The following is a 13,824-nucleotide window of genomic DNA, read 5'->3' as shown; positions in this document are numbered from 1 at the left end:
AGAGGTATAAACTATGTTTAGCTATCTTTCAAAATATATCCCATTCCAATTACGGTATGTATGAGTTGCTTTGAATAGCCTTTGTCAATTTTGCTTCTTAAATAGTTAATGTAAACGTCTATTAAATTTGTGCCTCTGTTGAAATTTATTCTCCATACAACCTCGGCTATATAAATCCTGGATATAACACGGTTTTTATTATACAAAAGAACCTCCAATAATGCAAACTCTTTTACTGACGCAGCTGACTGATTGCAGTTTTCCATGTTTCGTATGTGAGGGAAAAGTTTTTGCCCTATGTCCAATTCCGGCAGTTTCGTTTGTTATCTGTGTAATTCATATATTTATTAACAGTTAAAATCGAAACAAAATGGACGAATTTATTTTGATCTTCAGACATGAGGATGGCGCAAAGGTTGCTTCACCCGAACAAATCCAAATCTGGATGAAGCAAACTATGGACTGGATTGGCGGTATCGCTTCACAAAACAAATTTAGTGGCGGTAATGGCTTGCCTTTTGATGATGCAAGGGTTGTACATCATAATAATGTGGTTACCAATGGGCCATTTGGTGAAATTAAGGAAACCATAGGGGGCTACATTATTGTTAAAGCAAGTTCTGTTGATGAAGCGGTGGAATTTGCAAAAGGCTGCCCGGTTTTACAGGGAGAGGGTAATAGCGTAGAAGTGCGTAAAGTTGTTAATGGAGATGGTGTTCATTAATGCAATAAAGCTGCTGTAAGTATAATGTTTGTAGAGACCTCATATTTATGGAACAGCAGGAATTAATACCTCATTTATTCAGATCAGAGTACCGGAAAATAGTTTCGGTACTCTGTAAGCGTTTTGGCTTCGACCAGATTGAAACTGCTGAAGATATAACCAGTGATACCTTTGTTACAGCTGCCCAAACCTGGGCGCTTAAGGGCATTCCACAAAAACCTTCGGCATGGTTATATAACGTTGCAAAAAATAAAGCAAAAAATTTCTTACAACGAAGGTCAACTTTTGAAAACAAGGTTACAGTCGAAGTAAAAGGAAACTCTTCAGAACTGCATCAATTTGAAATTGATTTATCACCACAAAACATTAATGATAGCCAGCTGCAAATGATGTTTGCAATTTGTCATCCTTCAATTTCACCTGAGGCACAAATAGGTTTGTCGCTTCGGATTTTATGCGGTTTTGGAATTGATGAGATTGCAGAAGCTTTCCTGGTAAACAAAGAAGCAATAAATAAGCGGCTATACAGGGCAAAGGAGAGGTTAAGAGAGGAGAAAATAAAGATTGAACTTCCTGCCAAATCAGAGATTAATGAAAGGCTGGAGACTGTATTAACGACTATTTACCTGCTATTTAGTGAAGGGTATTACTCTGCAAGTAAAGATCAGACCGTTCGCAAAGAATTATGTCTTGAAGCTATTCGCTTGTGCTATATGCTCATCGAAAATAAAAACACGAATAAGCCTCACGTAAATGCTTTGCTTGCACTCATGTGCTTTCATGCTTCACGGCTGGATGCCCGGGTTAGCGAAAATGGTGAGCTTATTTTGTACGATGACCAGGATCAAACCCTTTGGAATACAGATTTAATAGGCAGGGGCGGATATTTTTTAAATTGCGCAACAACCGGTGACAGGCTTTCTAAGTATCACCTGGAAGCCACCATAGCCTATTGGAATACACGGCCTGCTGATACCAAAGAGAAATGGGGAAATATTTTGCAGCTATATAACCGGTTGCTGCAAATAGAGTATTCACCAATAGCAGCGCTAAACAGAACCTATGCGCTTTCAAAAGCAAATGGAAAACAGGAAGCTATTATTGCAGCTGAAAAGTTGAATCTGTCAGATAATCACTTTTATTATACATTGCTTGGTGAGCTTTATACTGATATTGATAACAAAAAAGCAAAGGTGAATTTTCAAAAGGCACTTTCCATTGCAAAAACACACCCTGACAAACAATCCATTCAAAGGAAAATTGACAAATTAGGATGAATTGCTTAATACAAGTAAGGTTTTCTTGTCTTACAGGTGCAGTTGACCTCCCGGTCTGCGGAGAATATCGTTTTGAAAAAGCAACTGCGTATACAACCACGCTTAGCAAAGGAACTATTCGATGTGAAAAATAAAAATCGAATATACAGGGAATTAATTTTCAATGTACTTGAAAAAAACTGCCGTACATTCTTAATCCATTGATAATTAAGAGCATTTTAGCTAAATTTAGGCCATATCACTTTACAATTTGAAAATTATCATGTGAACTAGATCTTTCTCATAAGGGCTATCTACAATAATATTGTAGATTTTATACGACGCAGGAATTGCAGCGTATTAAGGTATTAATATTTAATAATGAAAAACATATGTATTTTAAAAGTGATATTATAATAATTGGCGGCGGCTTAGCAGGTCTGGCTGCTGCCAACGAACTTACCGAAAAGGGCGTAAAATGCATAGTCCTTGATCAGGAGGGCGAACAAAACTTGGGTGGACAGGCTTTTTGGTCGTTCGGTGGTTTATTTATGGTTGATACCCCCCTACAAAGACGTTTAGGAATAAAAGACAGCATCGAACTGGCCATGCAGGATTGGATGGGAACCGCAGGGTTTGACCGGGCCGAAGATCACTGGCCCCGAAAATGGGCTGAAGCTTATGTGCATTTTGCAGCAACAGAAAAATATGATTGGCTGCACCAGAAAGGTATTCGTTTTTTTCCGGTTGTGGGCTGGGCAGAGCGCGGCGGCTATGGTGCTATTGGACATGGCAATTCGGTGCCACGGTTCCATGTAACATGGGGCACTGGGCCCGGTGTAATTGAACCATTTGTTAAAAACGCGAAAATAGCGGAAACCAAAGGGTTGATAGAATTTAAATTTAGGCACAGGGTCACTGAACTTGAGGTGGTGAACGGAAAGATTACTGGAGTAAGGGGGAATATTTTACAGCCGTCAGATGTAAAGCGGGGTGAAAAAAGCCCTGACGTTGTTGTGGGAGATTTTCATTATGATGCACATGCGATTATTATTGCTTCAGGTGGCATAGGTGCAAATCATGAGCTGGTACGCAAAAACTGGCCCCATAGACTGGGAAATATTCCTTTACATCTGATATCAGGCGTCCCCGAACATGTGGATGGCCGTATGCTGGCTATCGCTCAAAAAAGCGGAGCGAACCTTATTAATCCTGACCGCATGTGGCATTATACGGAAGGTATAAAAAATTGGGCGCCTATTTGGAAAAATCATGGCATAAGGATATTACCCGGGCCATCATCAATGTGGTTTGATGCTACAGGAGAAAGGCTGCCTGTACCACTTTTTCCAGGATTTGATACATTGGGCACACTTACCCACCTTGGAAAAACGGGTTACGATTACTCATGGTTTATATTAAACCAAAAGATAATTAAAAAGGAATTTGCACTTTCCGGTTCGGAGCAAAATCCTGACTTGACAGATAAAAGCTGGTTGGACGTTATAAAACGCGCTTTTGGCAAAAAGGCCACCGTGCCGGTTGAAGCGTTTAAAGCAAATGGTGAAGATTTTGTGATCGCCAATAATTTGAAAGAACTGGTTGAGGGTATGAATAAGCTTACCGCTGAGCCTTTGCTTAATTTTGAAAACATTGAAAGACAAATAAAAGCGAGAGATAGCCAATTAGAAAATTCATTTTGCAAGGACATGCAAATTGAAGCTATTAGAAATGCGCGCAACTATATTGGTGATAAGCTGATAAGAACTGCGCCCCTGCATAAAATACTTGATGCTGAAGCAGGGCCGATGATTGCAGTAAAACTCCATATTATTACGCGTAAAACACTTGGTGGGCTCGAAACCAATTTAAATGCTCAGGTATTAGGTACCGATGGGAATCCAATTGACGGATTATATGCTGCAGGTGAAGCTGCAGGGTTTGGCGGCGGCGGTATGCATGGTTACCGTTCTTTGGAAGGATCCTTTTTGGGGGGATGTATGTTTTCCGGGAGAATAGCCGGGAGATTCGTCGCCGGTGTTCATTGATAACTTTGAGTTTTTTTCAGCAAACCCGCAGGCCCCGGTCTTGATGTCAAAGGGCTTGTTCAGAAATTTGCTAACCAAAAAGCCTGGGGGAATTTTAAAGCGGTGATGGAAAACACCTATCAGGAAATATAAAGTGGCGGCAAAAGTCCGTGCAGTTTGGGCGAGCGCAGGCGATGCCCAAATTGCGCGGTCTTTTACAATGCAGGGAAGCGGCTAGAGCGAGGAACGAGTGAAGCGGCTGTACCTTGCTAACCTTAATGCGGTTAACGGACCCAGCTGATGCGGCAGGTGGTTTCACCAGCGCGCCGGAAAAAATGAACCCCAATGAGCGCATTGTGTACCCGTTCCAGCAGGCTGATCAGCAAAATTTCATTGAGTTTGATGGGGCTTGCCGCGAAATAAACCAATAAATCTCTGGTAAGCTTAATCAATTCCGGCCGGCTGACCAAGCCTCGGGGTCGCTGGCATAGCCGATGCACAGCGGCACCCGAGCCTCCGTATGATGCAGGCGTGGGTCTGCCAGTGCAGGAGCCGGGCCAACAGTTTAACCTCCTCATCGCTCCATTCATACGCCGGCCATAGCCCGAAATTCAGGAACCGCCAGTGCAGCAGCGAAGCCTCCAGGATACGAAAAGTGTCCGCCAGCTCCAAAATATCCAGGGAAACTGTATCCATCGTAGCTACTTTCATCCTTTTACCGCTTTCAGCCATTTGCCCGTTCGACCAAATCAACCATTAATCCAAAAGCACTCTTTATTAAGTGGGGTGTTCAAACATGGTTTGAGTTATAGTGAGGGTGCATTTAGAACACCCTACATCAACCTGGCATTCAGACATAACTTGCAGATAATCAACAAGAAATGGTTGCTCTTTTTGGAGTAACTCTCTTCGGATTTTACTAGAATCCCATGTTGTGCACCACATGGTACTGTATTTGAACACCTTGAAGATATTTTATTGATGATCAAGGCAATAAAAGAGGGTGAAAATATCGAAAACTAGCCTTAAAATATTTTAATGGTACCCAATTTACCTAAGCACCTATAATTTCCTTCACACTTTCAACAAAAGTTTCCATTTCATCCATGGTATTATAATAGTGCGGGGAAGCTCTTACCGCCCATTGCACCCCCTTTTCATCGAAATCAATTAGGCCAAATGCCCTGTAGCTGGGCACTACGTTGATCTTCCTTTTCAATAAGCCATTAACAATAGACAACGGGTCAGAATCCTCAACCGTAAAAGTAACCAGGCCACCTAACTCCGGCCCTGTGTCTAATACGCGTATTTTATTGGTAACTGCCAATTTTGTTCGCAGGATGCCGGAAAGCAATTTGACCTGCTGTTCTATTTTATCTTCTCCGACTTTCCGACAATATTCGATCGCCACTTTAGTACCGATCACGGTGGAATAAGCGAACTCCCAGTCTTCGTACCTTTTTGAATCCGGCTGTTGCTGATATGTATCTTTTTCAGTCCATATAGCGCCGCGCATATCGATAAACAGGGGTTCAAGACCCGCATCCAGCGCCCTGTCGGAAATATATAACGCACCCGTGCCGCGAGGACCCCTCAAAAACTTCCGGTTGGTAACACTCAGGAAATCGCATTTCAATTGCTGTACATCCAGTTTCATTTGTCCTACAGATTGACAAGCATCCAGGATATACCAGGTGTTGTCCGGATATTTTTGTGAATAGCTGGCGTAGATCTGTGCAATTTGCTCAACAGGTTGCACTAACCCTGAATTAGTTGGAATATGCGTGATCGCCAGCAACTTTGGCCGGTATTTTTTTAGTTTTTCTTCAAGGTCATTCAAGTTAACTCCGCCGACCGCCGCATTTTTGATATGGATTATTTCGATTCCCAATCGTTTCCGGAGCGACATGAATTGGATCTGGTTAGAAACAAAATCATCATGATCCGTCAAAATGATATCTCCTTGTGTAAAAGGGATAGAAGACAAAGCCCTGGTATAGGAATCCGTTGCACTTGCGGTAAAGGCGATATTCGACGGCTTGCAATTAAATAAAAGCGCCGCCTGGTTATAAAACGCGCTGATCACATCCACACGCAATGCCGATGCCTCGTAGCCTCCTATTTCAGCTTCCAGTTGAATATGGTCCAGTTGTGCCTGCGTTACGATATCAGGCATTAAGCCTGCCCCTGCATTGTTTAGATGAATTACATTTTTACAGCCTAAAGTGTCATTCCTGAATTGCAGTACCTCTTCCGTCGTAAATATACTATTGGAAGGAAGGATTATTTTTTGCTCCGTATTCATAAGCTATCATTGGCTTCATTAAATTCAGCAATACATTCTATTTCAATCAGCGCCTGGAAGGGCAATCCTTTTACGGCCACTGTACTTCTTGCCGGGTTATGTTCAACGAAATAAGCTGCATATACAATGTTCATTTTCGGAAATAGCTCCATATCGGCCAGAAACACATTTGTTTTTACCACGCTGGCAAAGGTCAGTCCCGCTGCTGCTAATACCAGTTTCAAGTTGTCTAATACCCTTTTCGTCTGCCCTTCGATATCCAGTTCCGCCACCTTCATAGTAGCCGGATCTAAGGGAGTCTGGCCGGAGCAGTATAAGAGGTTGCCAGTCCGGATAGCATGTGAATAGGGCCCGATCGATTTTGGCGCATCTGCTGCAAATAATATTTTCATTTTTATATTTTTTATATGTAAATCAAAATTAGGAACTGAGCGGTGCTTAATTTCTGCGTTTATGCCCCAGCACCGATTAAAATAATTTATTATTGTGCCACAAACAGGAAAATTATGCAGGCACTGGACAACTATGATAAAAAGCTGTTGCGGTTATTACAAGAGAATAATCGGTTAACGTCGGAAGAATTAAGCCAATTGGTGAACCTTAGTCAAAGCGCCATTCAACGTAGAATCAGCCGTTTAAGAAATGATAAAATAATTGAAGCAGATGTTTCCATTATTTCACCGGCTGCCGCAGGAATCGGCATCACTTGTATTGTTGACCTGGTATTACACGAAGGCAGCTCAAAATCAATTGAAAAATTCAAAGACAGCCTTGCAAAATGTACCGAAGTTGCGCAGTGCTATTATGTAACCGGAATTTATGATTTTGTATTAATCGTCAATACCCGCGACATGCCGCATTTCGAAGCGTTTTCTAAAAAGCACCTGATGGACAATCCTAACCTCAAACACTTCTACACCCATGTGGTCATGGATAAAGTAAAAGTTGGATTCGGTGTGACGATTTGAACCCATTGCCAGGCGACTATTTATATAACCACCTTCGATGACAATCACCGAAGACCCGCTAACGGTAATACCCTTGATGAATCCAAAGAAAAACTAAATTTTCATGAACTACAATATTTTTCTCTGATTTGAGCTGCATTCGCGGTATTGCCTCCACCAGCCCTTCAATTTGGTGGAATAAGCGCTCGCATTCAATGATTAAATATCCGAACTTATAACAGAAATAATTATTAAAGAAACAACATATAAACCTTATGAAACTCTTTTTAAATGCGTTGAGAAGTCGGTCTTGGGTGTTCGAGTCCCATTAATTCTTTATATAAAATGCAATTTGTTTGCATCATTTCAAAAAGCGATAAAAAATAAACAGTTGATTACCAATATATAACAAAAATGGGAATGGTGTTCAAACCATTCCCATTGTGCGGAAGAAGGGACTCGAACCCCCACGCCTCGCGGCGCCAGATCCTAAGTCTGGTGCGGCTACCAATTACGCCACTTCCGCATTAGGATTTTGTGAGGTGCAAAGATAGCTTAAAATGGTAAAGAATAAAATTTATTTAACATAATTACGTAAGCCATTAATCACCAGGGTATTTAATTTTTGCTGCCTTAATAATTAGAGCAAATTTTAGTGTTTATAATGCACCTATTACCCCCGACATATACTCAGGCGCCAATAACAACCTGCTTCCATACCACGAAAACATCTCACCATCTACCAAAATAATCTTAGCATTGGGTACTATTACTTTAAATTCAGTAATATGTTTTTCTGCAAATGGATATGGTTCTGATGATAGGAATATTACATCGGGACGAGCATTGATGAGCATATCGCTATTTACTTCGGGGTACCTGCTCAAATCAAATGCATTTGTTAACCCACTTTGCCCCAGCATGCTATTGATAAAAGTATCACTGCCAGCAACCATATAGGGCTTGCGCCATATTAAGTAAGCAACACGCAGTTTTAAAGGAGATGGTTTAAGCTGATCGAACTGATGAATGATTGAGCTGGTAAGAGTTTCAGCTTTGTCTTTACAATCAAGCATCTCCCCTATGCTATTGATCATTTCAACTGCGCCTTGCAGGTTGTTGATGTCACTTATCCAAACCGGAAAATAATTCATTAGCTCTTCAATCTGCACGCGGTCGTTTTCCTCTTTATTGGCGATGATGAGATCGGGATTAAGCGTCTTTATCAGATCAATGTCCAGCTTTTTAGTGCCGCCAACTGTAGTTTTTGATCTGGTTTTATTAGCAGGATGAGTACAGAAATTAGTAATACCGGTTATCTTGTCATCAAGGCCTAAATCGAATAGTAATTCAGTCTGTGATGGTACTACGGAAATGATTCTTTTCGGTATATCCGGAAGATCTACTGCCCTGTTCAGTTGGTCGTAGAAAACGGGCATTTTTAAAATGCGTTTTCGTCGCCTTTAATAGTACCCCAGAAAGTTAAGAAAATGATCTTCAAGTCAAGCAGGAACGACCAGTTCTCCAGGTACCAAACATCAGCCTCAACACGTTTAAGCATGCTTTCGGTGTCTTTGGTTTCCCCTCTAAGACCCTTTATCTGAGCCCAGCCAGTGATGCCCGGCTTAAGGAAATGCCTTACCATAAACTTATCGATCAATTGAGAATATTGCTCGGTGTGGCTTATCATATGCGGCCTTGGCCCTACTACTGACATATTACCCATCAGTACATTAAAAAACTGTGGTAATTCATCCAAACTGGTTTTACGCATAAAAGCGCCAATTTTGGTTATGCGGGAATCATTACGGCTGGCCTGTTTTTTATCCGAATCTGAATTCACCCGCATACTCCTGAATTTGTAGCATTTAAACGGGTTGTTATCGCGCCCTGAACGGAGCTGAACAAAGAAAACAGGGCCGGGCGATTGGATCTTTATAATGATAGCCAGTATAGGAAACAACCAGCTAAAAATAAACAGTATAACAAATATGGAGAAAACACAGTCGAACAGGCGTTTTATAGCCCTGTTCAATATATTTTCAAGCGGCTCGGGCCTTACTGATATAACCGGAATATGACCAAAACTTTGTATGTATGTAGGCTTTTTAGCGTAATCGTAATATTCAGGTATAAACTTAAAGCGGATAAGGTTTTTATCGGCATCAAGCATTAGTTTTTCTATTTTATCGGCTTTTGAGTTAGGTAATGTGCAAAAGATCTCATCAACCTTATTTGCTATCACATAACTGATACACTCATCAGTATTACCCAGGTATAAATGTTTATCCTTTACTTTTTCGGAATGATCATCAAAAAAACCAATCAGGTTATAGCCACGTTCCTTATTCTGATCAAAGAAATGATAAAGATCATAACCTATGCGCCCACCGCCTACAATTACCACATTACGGTTATCAATTAAGGAAGTACGGTCGCTTTTGCGTATACCGAGAAATATAAGCTTCCATAAGCCCAGCAAAAAACCAAATAACGCTAATGAATAAAACAGGTATTCGCGGGTTATAAAATATGGTTTAGTGCCGATCAGGATAATTATGGTGAAGCATATAAAACTTACGAATATAAAGTAGGTTTTAATAACCCCCCTGTATGTTTTAATTGAATCCTTATTTAACACGTGTTCATAGAGCCCGGTTATATTAGCTGCAAGCAGCCATATAAGATTAAACACTAAAACAATGGGTAAATAATTTTTATTGTTGATCCAAAAAAAGTTGGATTTATCAACTATAAAATATGAAAGCACCATACTTATATTTAGTATAATATAATCGGTGGTAAGATTTACGGCCTTAATAAAAGTTGCGTACCTGTGAATCATGTATTCTTTCTGTTACGAAACATATAAAATTGGTTAAACAAAATGCTTCTAAAAGTTTGCAATATGAAAATCTTATATGCTTTACCTCGTATCCAACAAATTTAGAAAATTATAGCTAATTTTTTAGTAAAATCATAAATTTCTAAAAATAGAAATCTACCAATTATTAAGGCTACATCACTTTTACAGAAGTATTGCCAAACAGGCATATTACATACCCTATTTGAATTTGACGTACCTTTTATAAGCTTGTTAATTATAAATTTGATAAACGCCAGTAATCGTTCTTTGTCCTGTATCACCTACAAGTATTGTAGTTATTTTTTTTGTCATCATTAATTTTTCTGCCTGACCAACAAACTCATCAGCATCGATGATCACCGGATTTTGCGACATCATATCGGTTATATTTAATTTAGAGGTATCGGCATTACGTAATAATGCCCGCCTAAGGTCACCGTCAGTAATTACACCTTCTACATATTCAGAGGTTCCTACTATTACCATACCCAGGCGTCCTTCAGACATGCGAAGCAGCAGTTCAGTAAACGAAGCATCCTTTGCTATATAAGGCAGGTTATCGGTACGCATCAGGTCCTTTACTCTTGAGAGTAGTTTATGCCCCAATCTCCCCCCCGGATGAAAGCGGGCAAAATCCTCCTGCTGAAACTGTCGCAATTCCATTAATGCTACCGCCAGGGCATCGCCCATAACTAATGCAGCGGTGGTTGATGAGGTTGGGGCAAGTGCCAGCGGACATGCCTCACGGGTGATATTTATATTAAGATGGTAATCGCTATTTTTTGCAATGGTTGATTCCGTGTTCCCGGTAATGCCTATAATAATATTCTTATTCCATTTTAAAAATGGGATGAGTTTTAGCACCTCATCCGTTTCGCCCGAGTAAGACACCAATAGTATCTGATCATTTTCACCTACCATGCCCAGGTCGCCATGAAAAGCCTCGCCCGGATGCAGAAAAAAGCTGGGAGTACCAGTGCTTGATAAGGTAGCTGCTATTTTTTTGCCAATAAGGCCCGACTTGCCTATGCCGATAACAATAAGTTTGCCGCTGGCCTTTAATATAACCTGAACTGCTTTTGTAAATTCATCATCAATTAAGCCTGCAACATGCTGCAGGGCTTCAATTTCAATATCAAAAACCCTTTTGGCAATATCTTTCATAGCGTTATATAAATCCCCTTCAACAGAACGGTTTTTAGTTTCAAACAATAAATTATCCAAGCAGCGGTACAATCACGTTTTCAAGATCATGTAATTTAACCATATTTGGGCCATCGCTCAGGGCATTGTCCGGGTCGGGATGAGTTTCCATAAAGTAACCATCAGCGCCAAAGGCTTTTGCAGCAAGGGCCATCATGGGTACAAATGTACGGTCGCCACCGGTTTTGCCGCCTGCCGCGCCGGGGCGTTGTACAGAGTGCGTACAATCCATACATACCGGATGACCGAAGGTTTTTAGGTCATGAATATTCCTGAAATCAACAACAAGGTTATTATAACCATACATATTACCACGTTCGGTTAGGATTACCTGATCATTACCGGCTTCAATTACTTTTTGAGCTGGATAAAACATATCCTGACCAGACAGGAATTGCGCTTTTTTAATATTTACAATCTTACCAGTTTTTGCTGCCGCGACTAAAAGATCGGTTTGGCGGCATAAGAAAGCCGGGATCTGTAATACATCAACTACCTCGCCTACAATAGCGGCCTGGTAGCTTTCGTGTATATCAGTTAGTATCGGCAAGCCGAAACGTTCTTTTACTTTCAACAGCATTTCAAGGCCTTTTTCAATGCCCGGCCCACGATATGAGTGTATCGAGGTACGGTTAGCTTTATCAAATGATGATTTAAATACTACCGGGATGTTGTACTTCTGCCCTATTTCGGCAACTTTTTCAGCAACAGTATATAATAGTTCCTGGTTTTCCATTACGCATGGACCCAGTATAAAGAACGGCTTTTGCCGCATTTTTTCAAAAAGCATAGTTTATAAGTATGTGGGTATACAATGCAAAGATGATAATTTTTATGAGAAGTGAGAAAAGCCTTTATAATGATAAACTCGTGGTAAAATAACAAAGCCCGATACTTTCGTATCAGGCTTTGTACCCAGAGCCGGGGTCGAACCGGCACAACCGTGAAGTTATTGGTGTTTGAGACCAACGCGTCTACCGATTCCGCCATCTGGGCCTACGTTAAGAACGGTGGATTAATTCGTTCAAAATCGGGATGCAAATGTATCTAAACTCTCCTTAATTCGCAATAAATATTTTTGTCTAAAGTAAATATCTGCAATTTCATTCAACCGGCTTTCTTTTGCAGTATCATCTAAAGTTGCATAATCAGCAGTCAGGCTTTCCAGTTTTTCATTCATATCGCCCTCAATAGCAAGAACTTCACCTGTTATTGATCCCAGTTCAGTTGCATCATCCACCTCCATTATGCGCTCATTTATATCCATCATTTCCATTAAAAAATCTGATGGTAATTGTGGTTTTGCCCCTTCTGAAACCAGTTCATGCAGCCTTAAAATATATTCCAAACGCTTTGCAGGGTTTGAAAGTGTTTGATATGCCTTATTATTCAGCGTTGATAATTCAAGGATTTCCTGCTGCTTTTCCTCACTTTCATTGGCATAAAAATCGGGATGATAAAGCTTGCTCAGTTCATAAAACTTCTTTTTAACCGCTCCCTCATTAAGCTGGAATGCTTCAGGTATCCCGTAGAAATCAAAATAATTCATATCGCAAAGATAAGGGTTATGGCGTAAGTTCAGGATCACGGGAGTTTGAAAGTCGGTTTTATTCGATAATTTTACAGGCTATGGATATTATTTCGGTACCCAATGCTGTTAGACACCAGGCACAGATAAAAGCAGGTGAAATATCATTCGTGCATTACCACGACCAAGGCAGCCTGTTTAAAAACCAAGTTGTATTTGATCAGTATGCCATCAGCTTTGTATTAAACGGCCAAAAAGAGATTTACCGGGCAACTGAAAATACGGTTTTAAGAGCGGGACAAGCTATGTTGATACCACAGGGTAACTCCATCATTGCTGAACACAGCCTTAATAAAGACCCTTATAGCAGCTTCATCGTGTTCTTCCCCGGTAATTTGGTAACTGATTTTCTGGCTAAATATCCGCAAACTGCAAACCGGGTTAGTTTCCCCGAGCATGTACCGCCTTATATTCATTTTGCCAGTACCCCCTATCTTAATGAATATGTAAAAAGTATACAAGCGCTCATTAATGGAGCTCATGAACTATCATACACTATAGCATTGCATAAACTGGAAGAGCTTTTATTGGTAATTTATGAGTTATTCCCGGCTCAATTGACGACACTTTTTAGTAAGCACCAAGATTTAGGCCAATTATCCTTAAAAAACATTGTAGAGAGCAATCTTTTCAGCAATCTTACCTTAGATGGACTGGCGTTCTTAGCTAACCGGAGCCGCTCTACCTTTAAACGCGATTTTGAAAAAGCCTACAGCATATCGCCACAAAAGTATATCCGTGAAAGAAAGCTCGAAGCGGCTTGTAACGAGTTGTTGAAGGGAAAGCAAGCCAGTGAGATCTATGATACCTATGGATATGAAAACCTCTCCAACTTTAACACGGCTTTTAAAAAGCAATTTGGTGTCACTCCTGCTGCGTATCGGCAAAATATAGCCGTTTGATCTTAT

At 40.6% G+C, this 13,824-nt stretch carries 14 protein-coding genes and 2 tRNA genes; 6 read left to right on the top strand and 10 right to left on the bottom strand.

Annotated elements, in window-relative coordinates:
* Positions 1-17: 17 nt before the first annotated feature.
* Complete coding sequence (locus BLU33_RS10275) at positions 18-266, bottom strand: helix-turn-helix domain-containing protein (protein ID WP_197684589.1); 249 nt, start codon at positions 264-266, stop codon at positions 18-20.
* 104 nt (positions 267-370) lie between these two features.
* Between BLU33_RS10275 and BLU33_RS10270 the strand changes: the two genes are divergently transcribed.
* The 4 genes from BLU33_RS10270 to BLU33_RS25075 all read left to right on the top strand — a co-directional run bounded on the left by BLU33_RS10270 (position 371) and on the right by BLU33_RS25075 (position 4,438).
* Positions 371-724 carry a YciI family protein gene (locus tag BLU33_RS10270; RefSeq protein ID WP_091371995.1) on the top strand — a complete coding sequence of 118 codons (354 nt, stop codon included), beginning with the start codon at positions 371-373 and terminating at the stop codon, positions 722-724.
* A gap of 47 nt (positions 725-771) precedes the next feature.
* On the top strand, positions 772-2,001 hold the full coding sequence (locus BLU33_RS10265) for an RNA polymerase sigma factor (protein ID WP_091371990.1): 1,230 nt from the start codon (positions 772-774) through the stop codon (positions 1,999-2,001).
* A 371-nt stretch (positions 2,002-2,372) separates the two neighbouring features.
* Positions 2,373-4,028 carry an FAD-binding dehydrogenase gene (locus tag BLU33_RS10260; RefSeq protein ID WP_091380404.1) on the top strand — a complete coding sequence of 552 codons (1,656 nt, stop codon included), beginning with the start codon at positions 2,373-2,375 and terminating at the stop codon, positions 4,026-4,028.
* Between the two features lie 257 nt (positions 4,029-4,285).
* Entirely contained in the window at positions 4,286-4,438 is a 153-nt protein-coding gene (locus tag BLU33_RS25075) for a hypothetical protein (protein WP_157682108.1), read from the top strand.
* 623 nt (positions 4,439-5,061) lie between these two features.
* Here the strand turns inward: BLU33_RS25075 and BLU33_RS10250 are convergent.
* Positions 5,062-6,312 carry an aminotransferase class V-fold PLP-dependent enzyme gene (locus BLU33_RS10250; RefSeq protein ID WP_091371985.1) on the bottom strand — a complete coding sequence of 417 codons (1,251 nt, stop codon included), beginning with the start codon at positions 6,310-6,312 and terminating at the stop codon, positions 5,062-5,064.
* On the bottom strand, positions 6,309-6,704 hold the full coding sequence (locus BLU33_RS10245) for a Rid family detoxifying hydrolase (protein ID WP_091371982.1): 396 nt from the start codon (positions 6,702-6,704) through the stop codon (positions 6,309-6,311). The genes BLU33_RS10250 and BLU33_RS10245 overlap by 4 nt, the downstream gene beginning before the upstream one ends.
* A gap of 114 nt (positions 6,705-6,818) precedes the next feature.
* Here BLU33_RS10245 and BLU33_RS10240 point away from each other — a divergent pair, with 114 nt between their 5' ends.
* Positions 6,819-7,280, top strand: a complete 462-nt coding sequence (locus BLU33_RS10240; RefSeq protein WP_091371980.1) for an Lrp/AsnC family transcriptional regulator — start codon at positions 6,819-6,821, stop codon at positions 7,278-7,280.
* Positions 7,281-7,703: 423 nt separating this feature from the next.
* Here the strand turns inward: BLU33_RS10240 and BLU33_RS10235 are convergent.
* The 7 genes from BLU33_RS10235 to hscB form a co-directional block, all read right to left on the bottom strand.
* Positions 7,704-7,785: transfer RNA gene (locus BLU33_RS10235), tRNA-Leu, on the bottom strand.
* 133 nt (positions 7,786-7,918) lie between these two features.
* Complete coding sequence (locus tag BLU33_RS10230; RefSeq protein ID WP_091371978.1) at positions 7,919-8,698, bottom strand: helical backbone metal receptor; 780 nt, start codon at positions 8,696-8,698, stop codon at positions 7,919-7,921.
* Between the two features lie 2 nt (positions 8,699-8,700).
* The gene (locus BLU33_RS10225; protein ID WP_091371975.1) at positions 8,701-10,104 is read right to left on the bottom strand and encodes an undecaprenyl-phosphate glucose phosphotransferase; all 1,404 of its coding nucleotides are present in this window, start codon (positions 10,102-10,104) and stop codon (positions 8,701-8,703) included.
* A gap of 252 nt (positions 10,105-10,356) precedes the next feature.
* On the bottom strand, positions 10,357-11,289 hold the full coding sequence (locus tag BLU33_RS10220; protein WP_091380400.1) for a KpsF/GutQ family sugar-phosphate isomerase: 933 nt from the start codon (positions 11,287-11,289) through the stop codon (positions 10,357-10,359).
* A gap of 52 nt (positions 11,290-11,341) precedes the next feature.
* On the bottom strand, positions 11,342-12,118 hold the full coding sequence (kdsA, locus tag BLU33_RS10215; RefSeq protein WP_091371972.1) for a 3-deoxy-8-phosphooctulonate synthase: 777 nt from the start codon (positions 12,116-12,118) through the stop codon (positions 11,342-11,344).
* Between the two features lie 122 nt (positions 12,119-12,240).
* Positions 12,241-12,324 (bottom strand) — tRNA-Leu (locus BLU33_RS10210).
* A gap of 28 nt (positions 12,325-12,352) precedes the next feature.
* Positions 12,353-12,877, bottom strand: a complete 525-nt coding sequence (gene hscB / locus BLU33_RS10205; RefSeq protein WP_091371969.1) for a Fe-S protein assembly co-chaperone HscB — start codon at positions 12,875-12,877, stop codon at positions 12,353-12,355.
* An 80-nt stretch (positions 12,878-12,957) separates the two neighbouring features.
* Here hscB and BLU33_RS10200 point away from each other — a divergent pair, with 80 nt between their 5' ends.
* Entirely contained in the window at positions 12,958-13,818 is an 861-nt protein-coding gene (locus BLU33_RS10200) for a helix-turn-helix domain-containing protein (RefSeq protein ID WP_172829239.1), read from the top strand.
* Positions 13,819-13,824 lie beyond the last annotated feature (6 nt).

The organism is Mucilaginibacter mallensis, assembly GCF_900105165.1.
GTDB lineage: Bacteria > Bacteroidota > Bacteroidia > Sphingobacteriales > Sphingobacteriaceae > Mucilaginibacter > Mucilaginibacter mallensis.
This window is presented reverse-complemented; position numbering and strand designations above follow the sequence as displayed.

Bases quoted from the DNA above. Each gene is read 5' to 3' on its own strand.
- BLU33_RS10275 (WP_197684589.1), bottom strand. From the start codon at position 266: ATGGAAAACTGCAATCAGTCAGCTGCGTCAGTAAAAGAGTTTGCATTA.
- BLU33_RS10270 (WP_091371995.1), top strand. From the start codon at position 371: ATGGACGAATTTATTTTGATCTTCAGACATGAGGATGGCGCAAAGGTT.
- BLU33_RS10265 (WP_091371990.1), top strand. From the start codon at position 772: ATGGAACAGCAGGAATTAATACCTCATTTATTCAGATCAGAGTACCGG.
- BLU33_RS10260 (WP_091380404.1), top strand. From the start codon at position 2,373: ATGTATTTTAAAAGTGATATTATAATAATTGGCGGCGGCTTAGCAGGT.
- BLU33_RS25075 (WP_157682108.1), top strand. From the start codon at position 4,286: ATGCGGTTAACGGACCCAGCTGATGCGGCAGGTGGTTTCACCAGCGCG.
- BLU33_RS10250 (WP_091371985.1), bottom strand. From the start codon at position 6,312: ATGAATACGGAGCAAAAAATAATCCTTCCTTCCAATAGTATATTTACG.
- BLU33_RS10245 (WP_091371982.1), bottom strand. From the start codon at position 6,704: ATGAAAATATTATTTGCAGCAGATGCGCCAAAATCGATCGGGCCCTAT.
- BLU33_RS10240 (WP_091371980.1), top strand. From the start codon at position 6,819: ATGCAGGCACTGGACAACTATGATAAAAAGCTGTTGCGGTTATTACAA.
- BLU33_RS10230 (WP_091371978.1), bottom strand. From the start codon at position 8,698: ATGCCCGTTTTCTACGACCAACTGAACAGGGCAGTAGATCTTCCGGAT.
- BLU33_RS10225 (WP_091371975.1), bottom strand. From the start codon at position 10,104: ATGATTCACAGGTACGCAACTTTTATTAAGGCCGTAAATCTTACCACC.
- BLU33_RS10220 (WP_091380400.1), bottom strand. From the start codon at position 11,289: ATGAAAGATATTGCCAAAAGGGTTTTTGATATTGAAATTGAAGCCCTG.
- kdsA (WP_091371972.1), bottom strand. From the start codon at position 12,118: ATGCTTTTTGAAAAAATGCGGCAAAAGCCGTTCTTTATACTGGGTCCA.
- hscB (WP_091371969.1), bottom strand. From the start codon at position 12,877: ATGAATTATTTTGATTTCTACGGGATACCTGAAGCATTCCAGCTTAAT.
- BLU33_RS10200 (WP_172829239.1), top strand. From the start codon at position 12,958: ATGGATATTATTTCGGTACCCAATGCTGTTAGACACCAGGCACAGATA.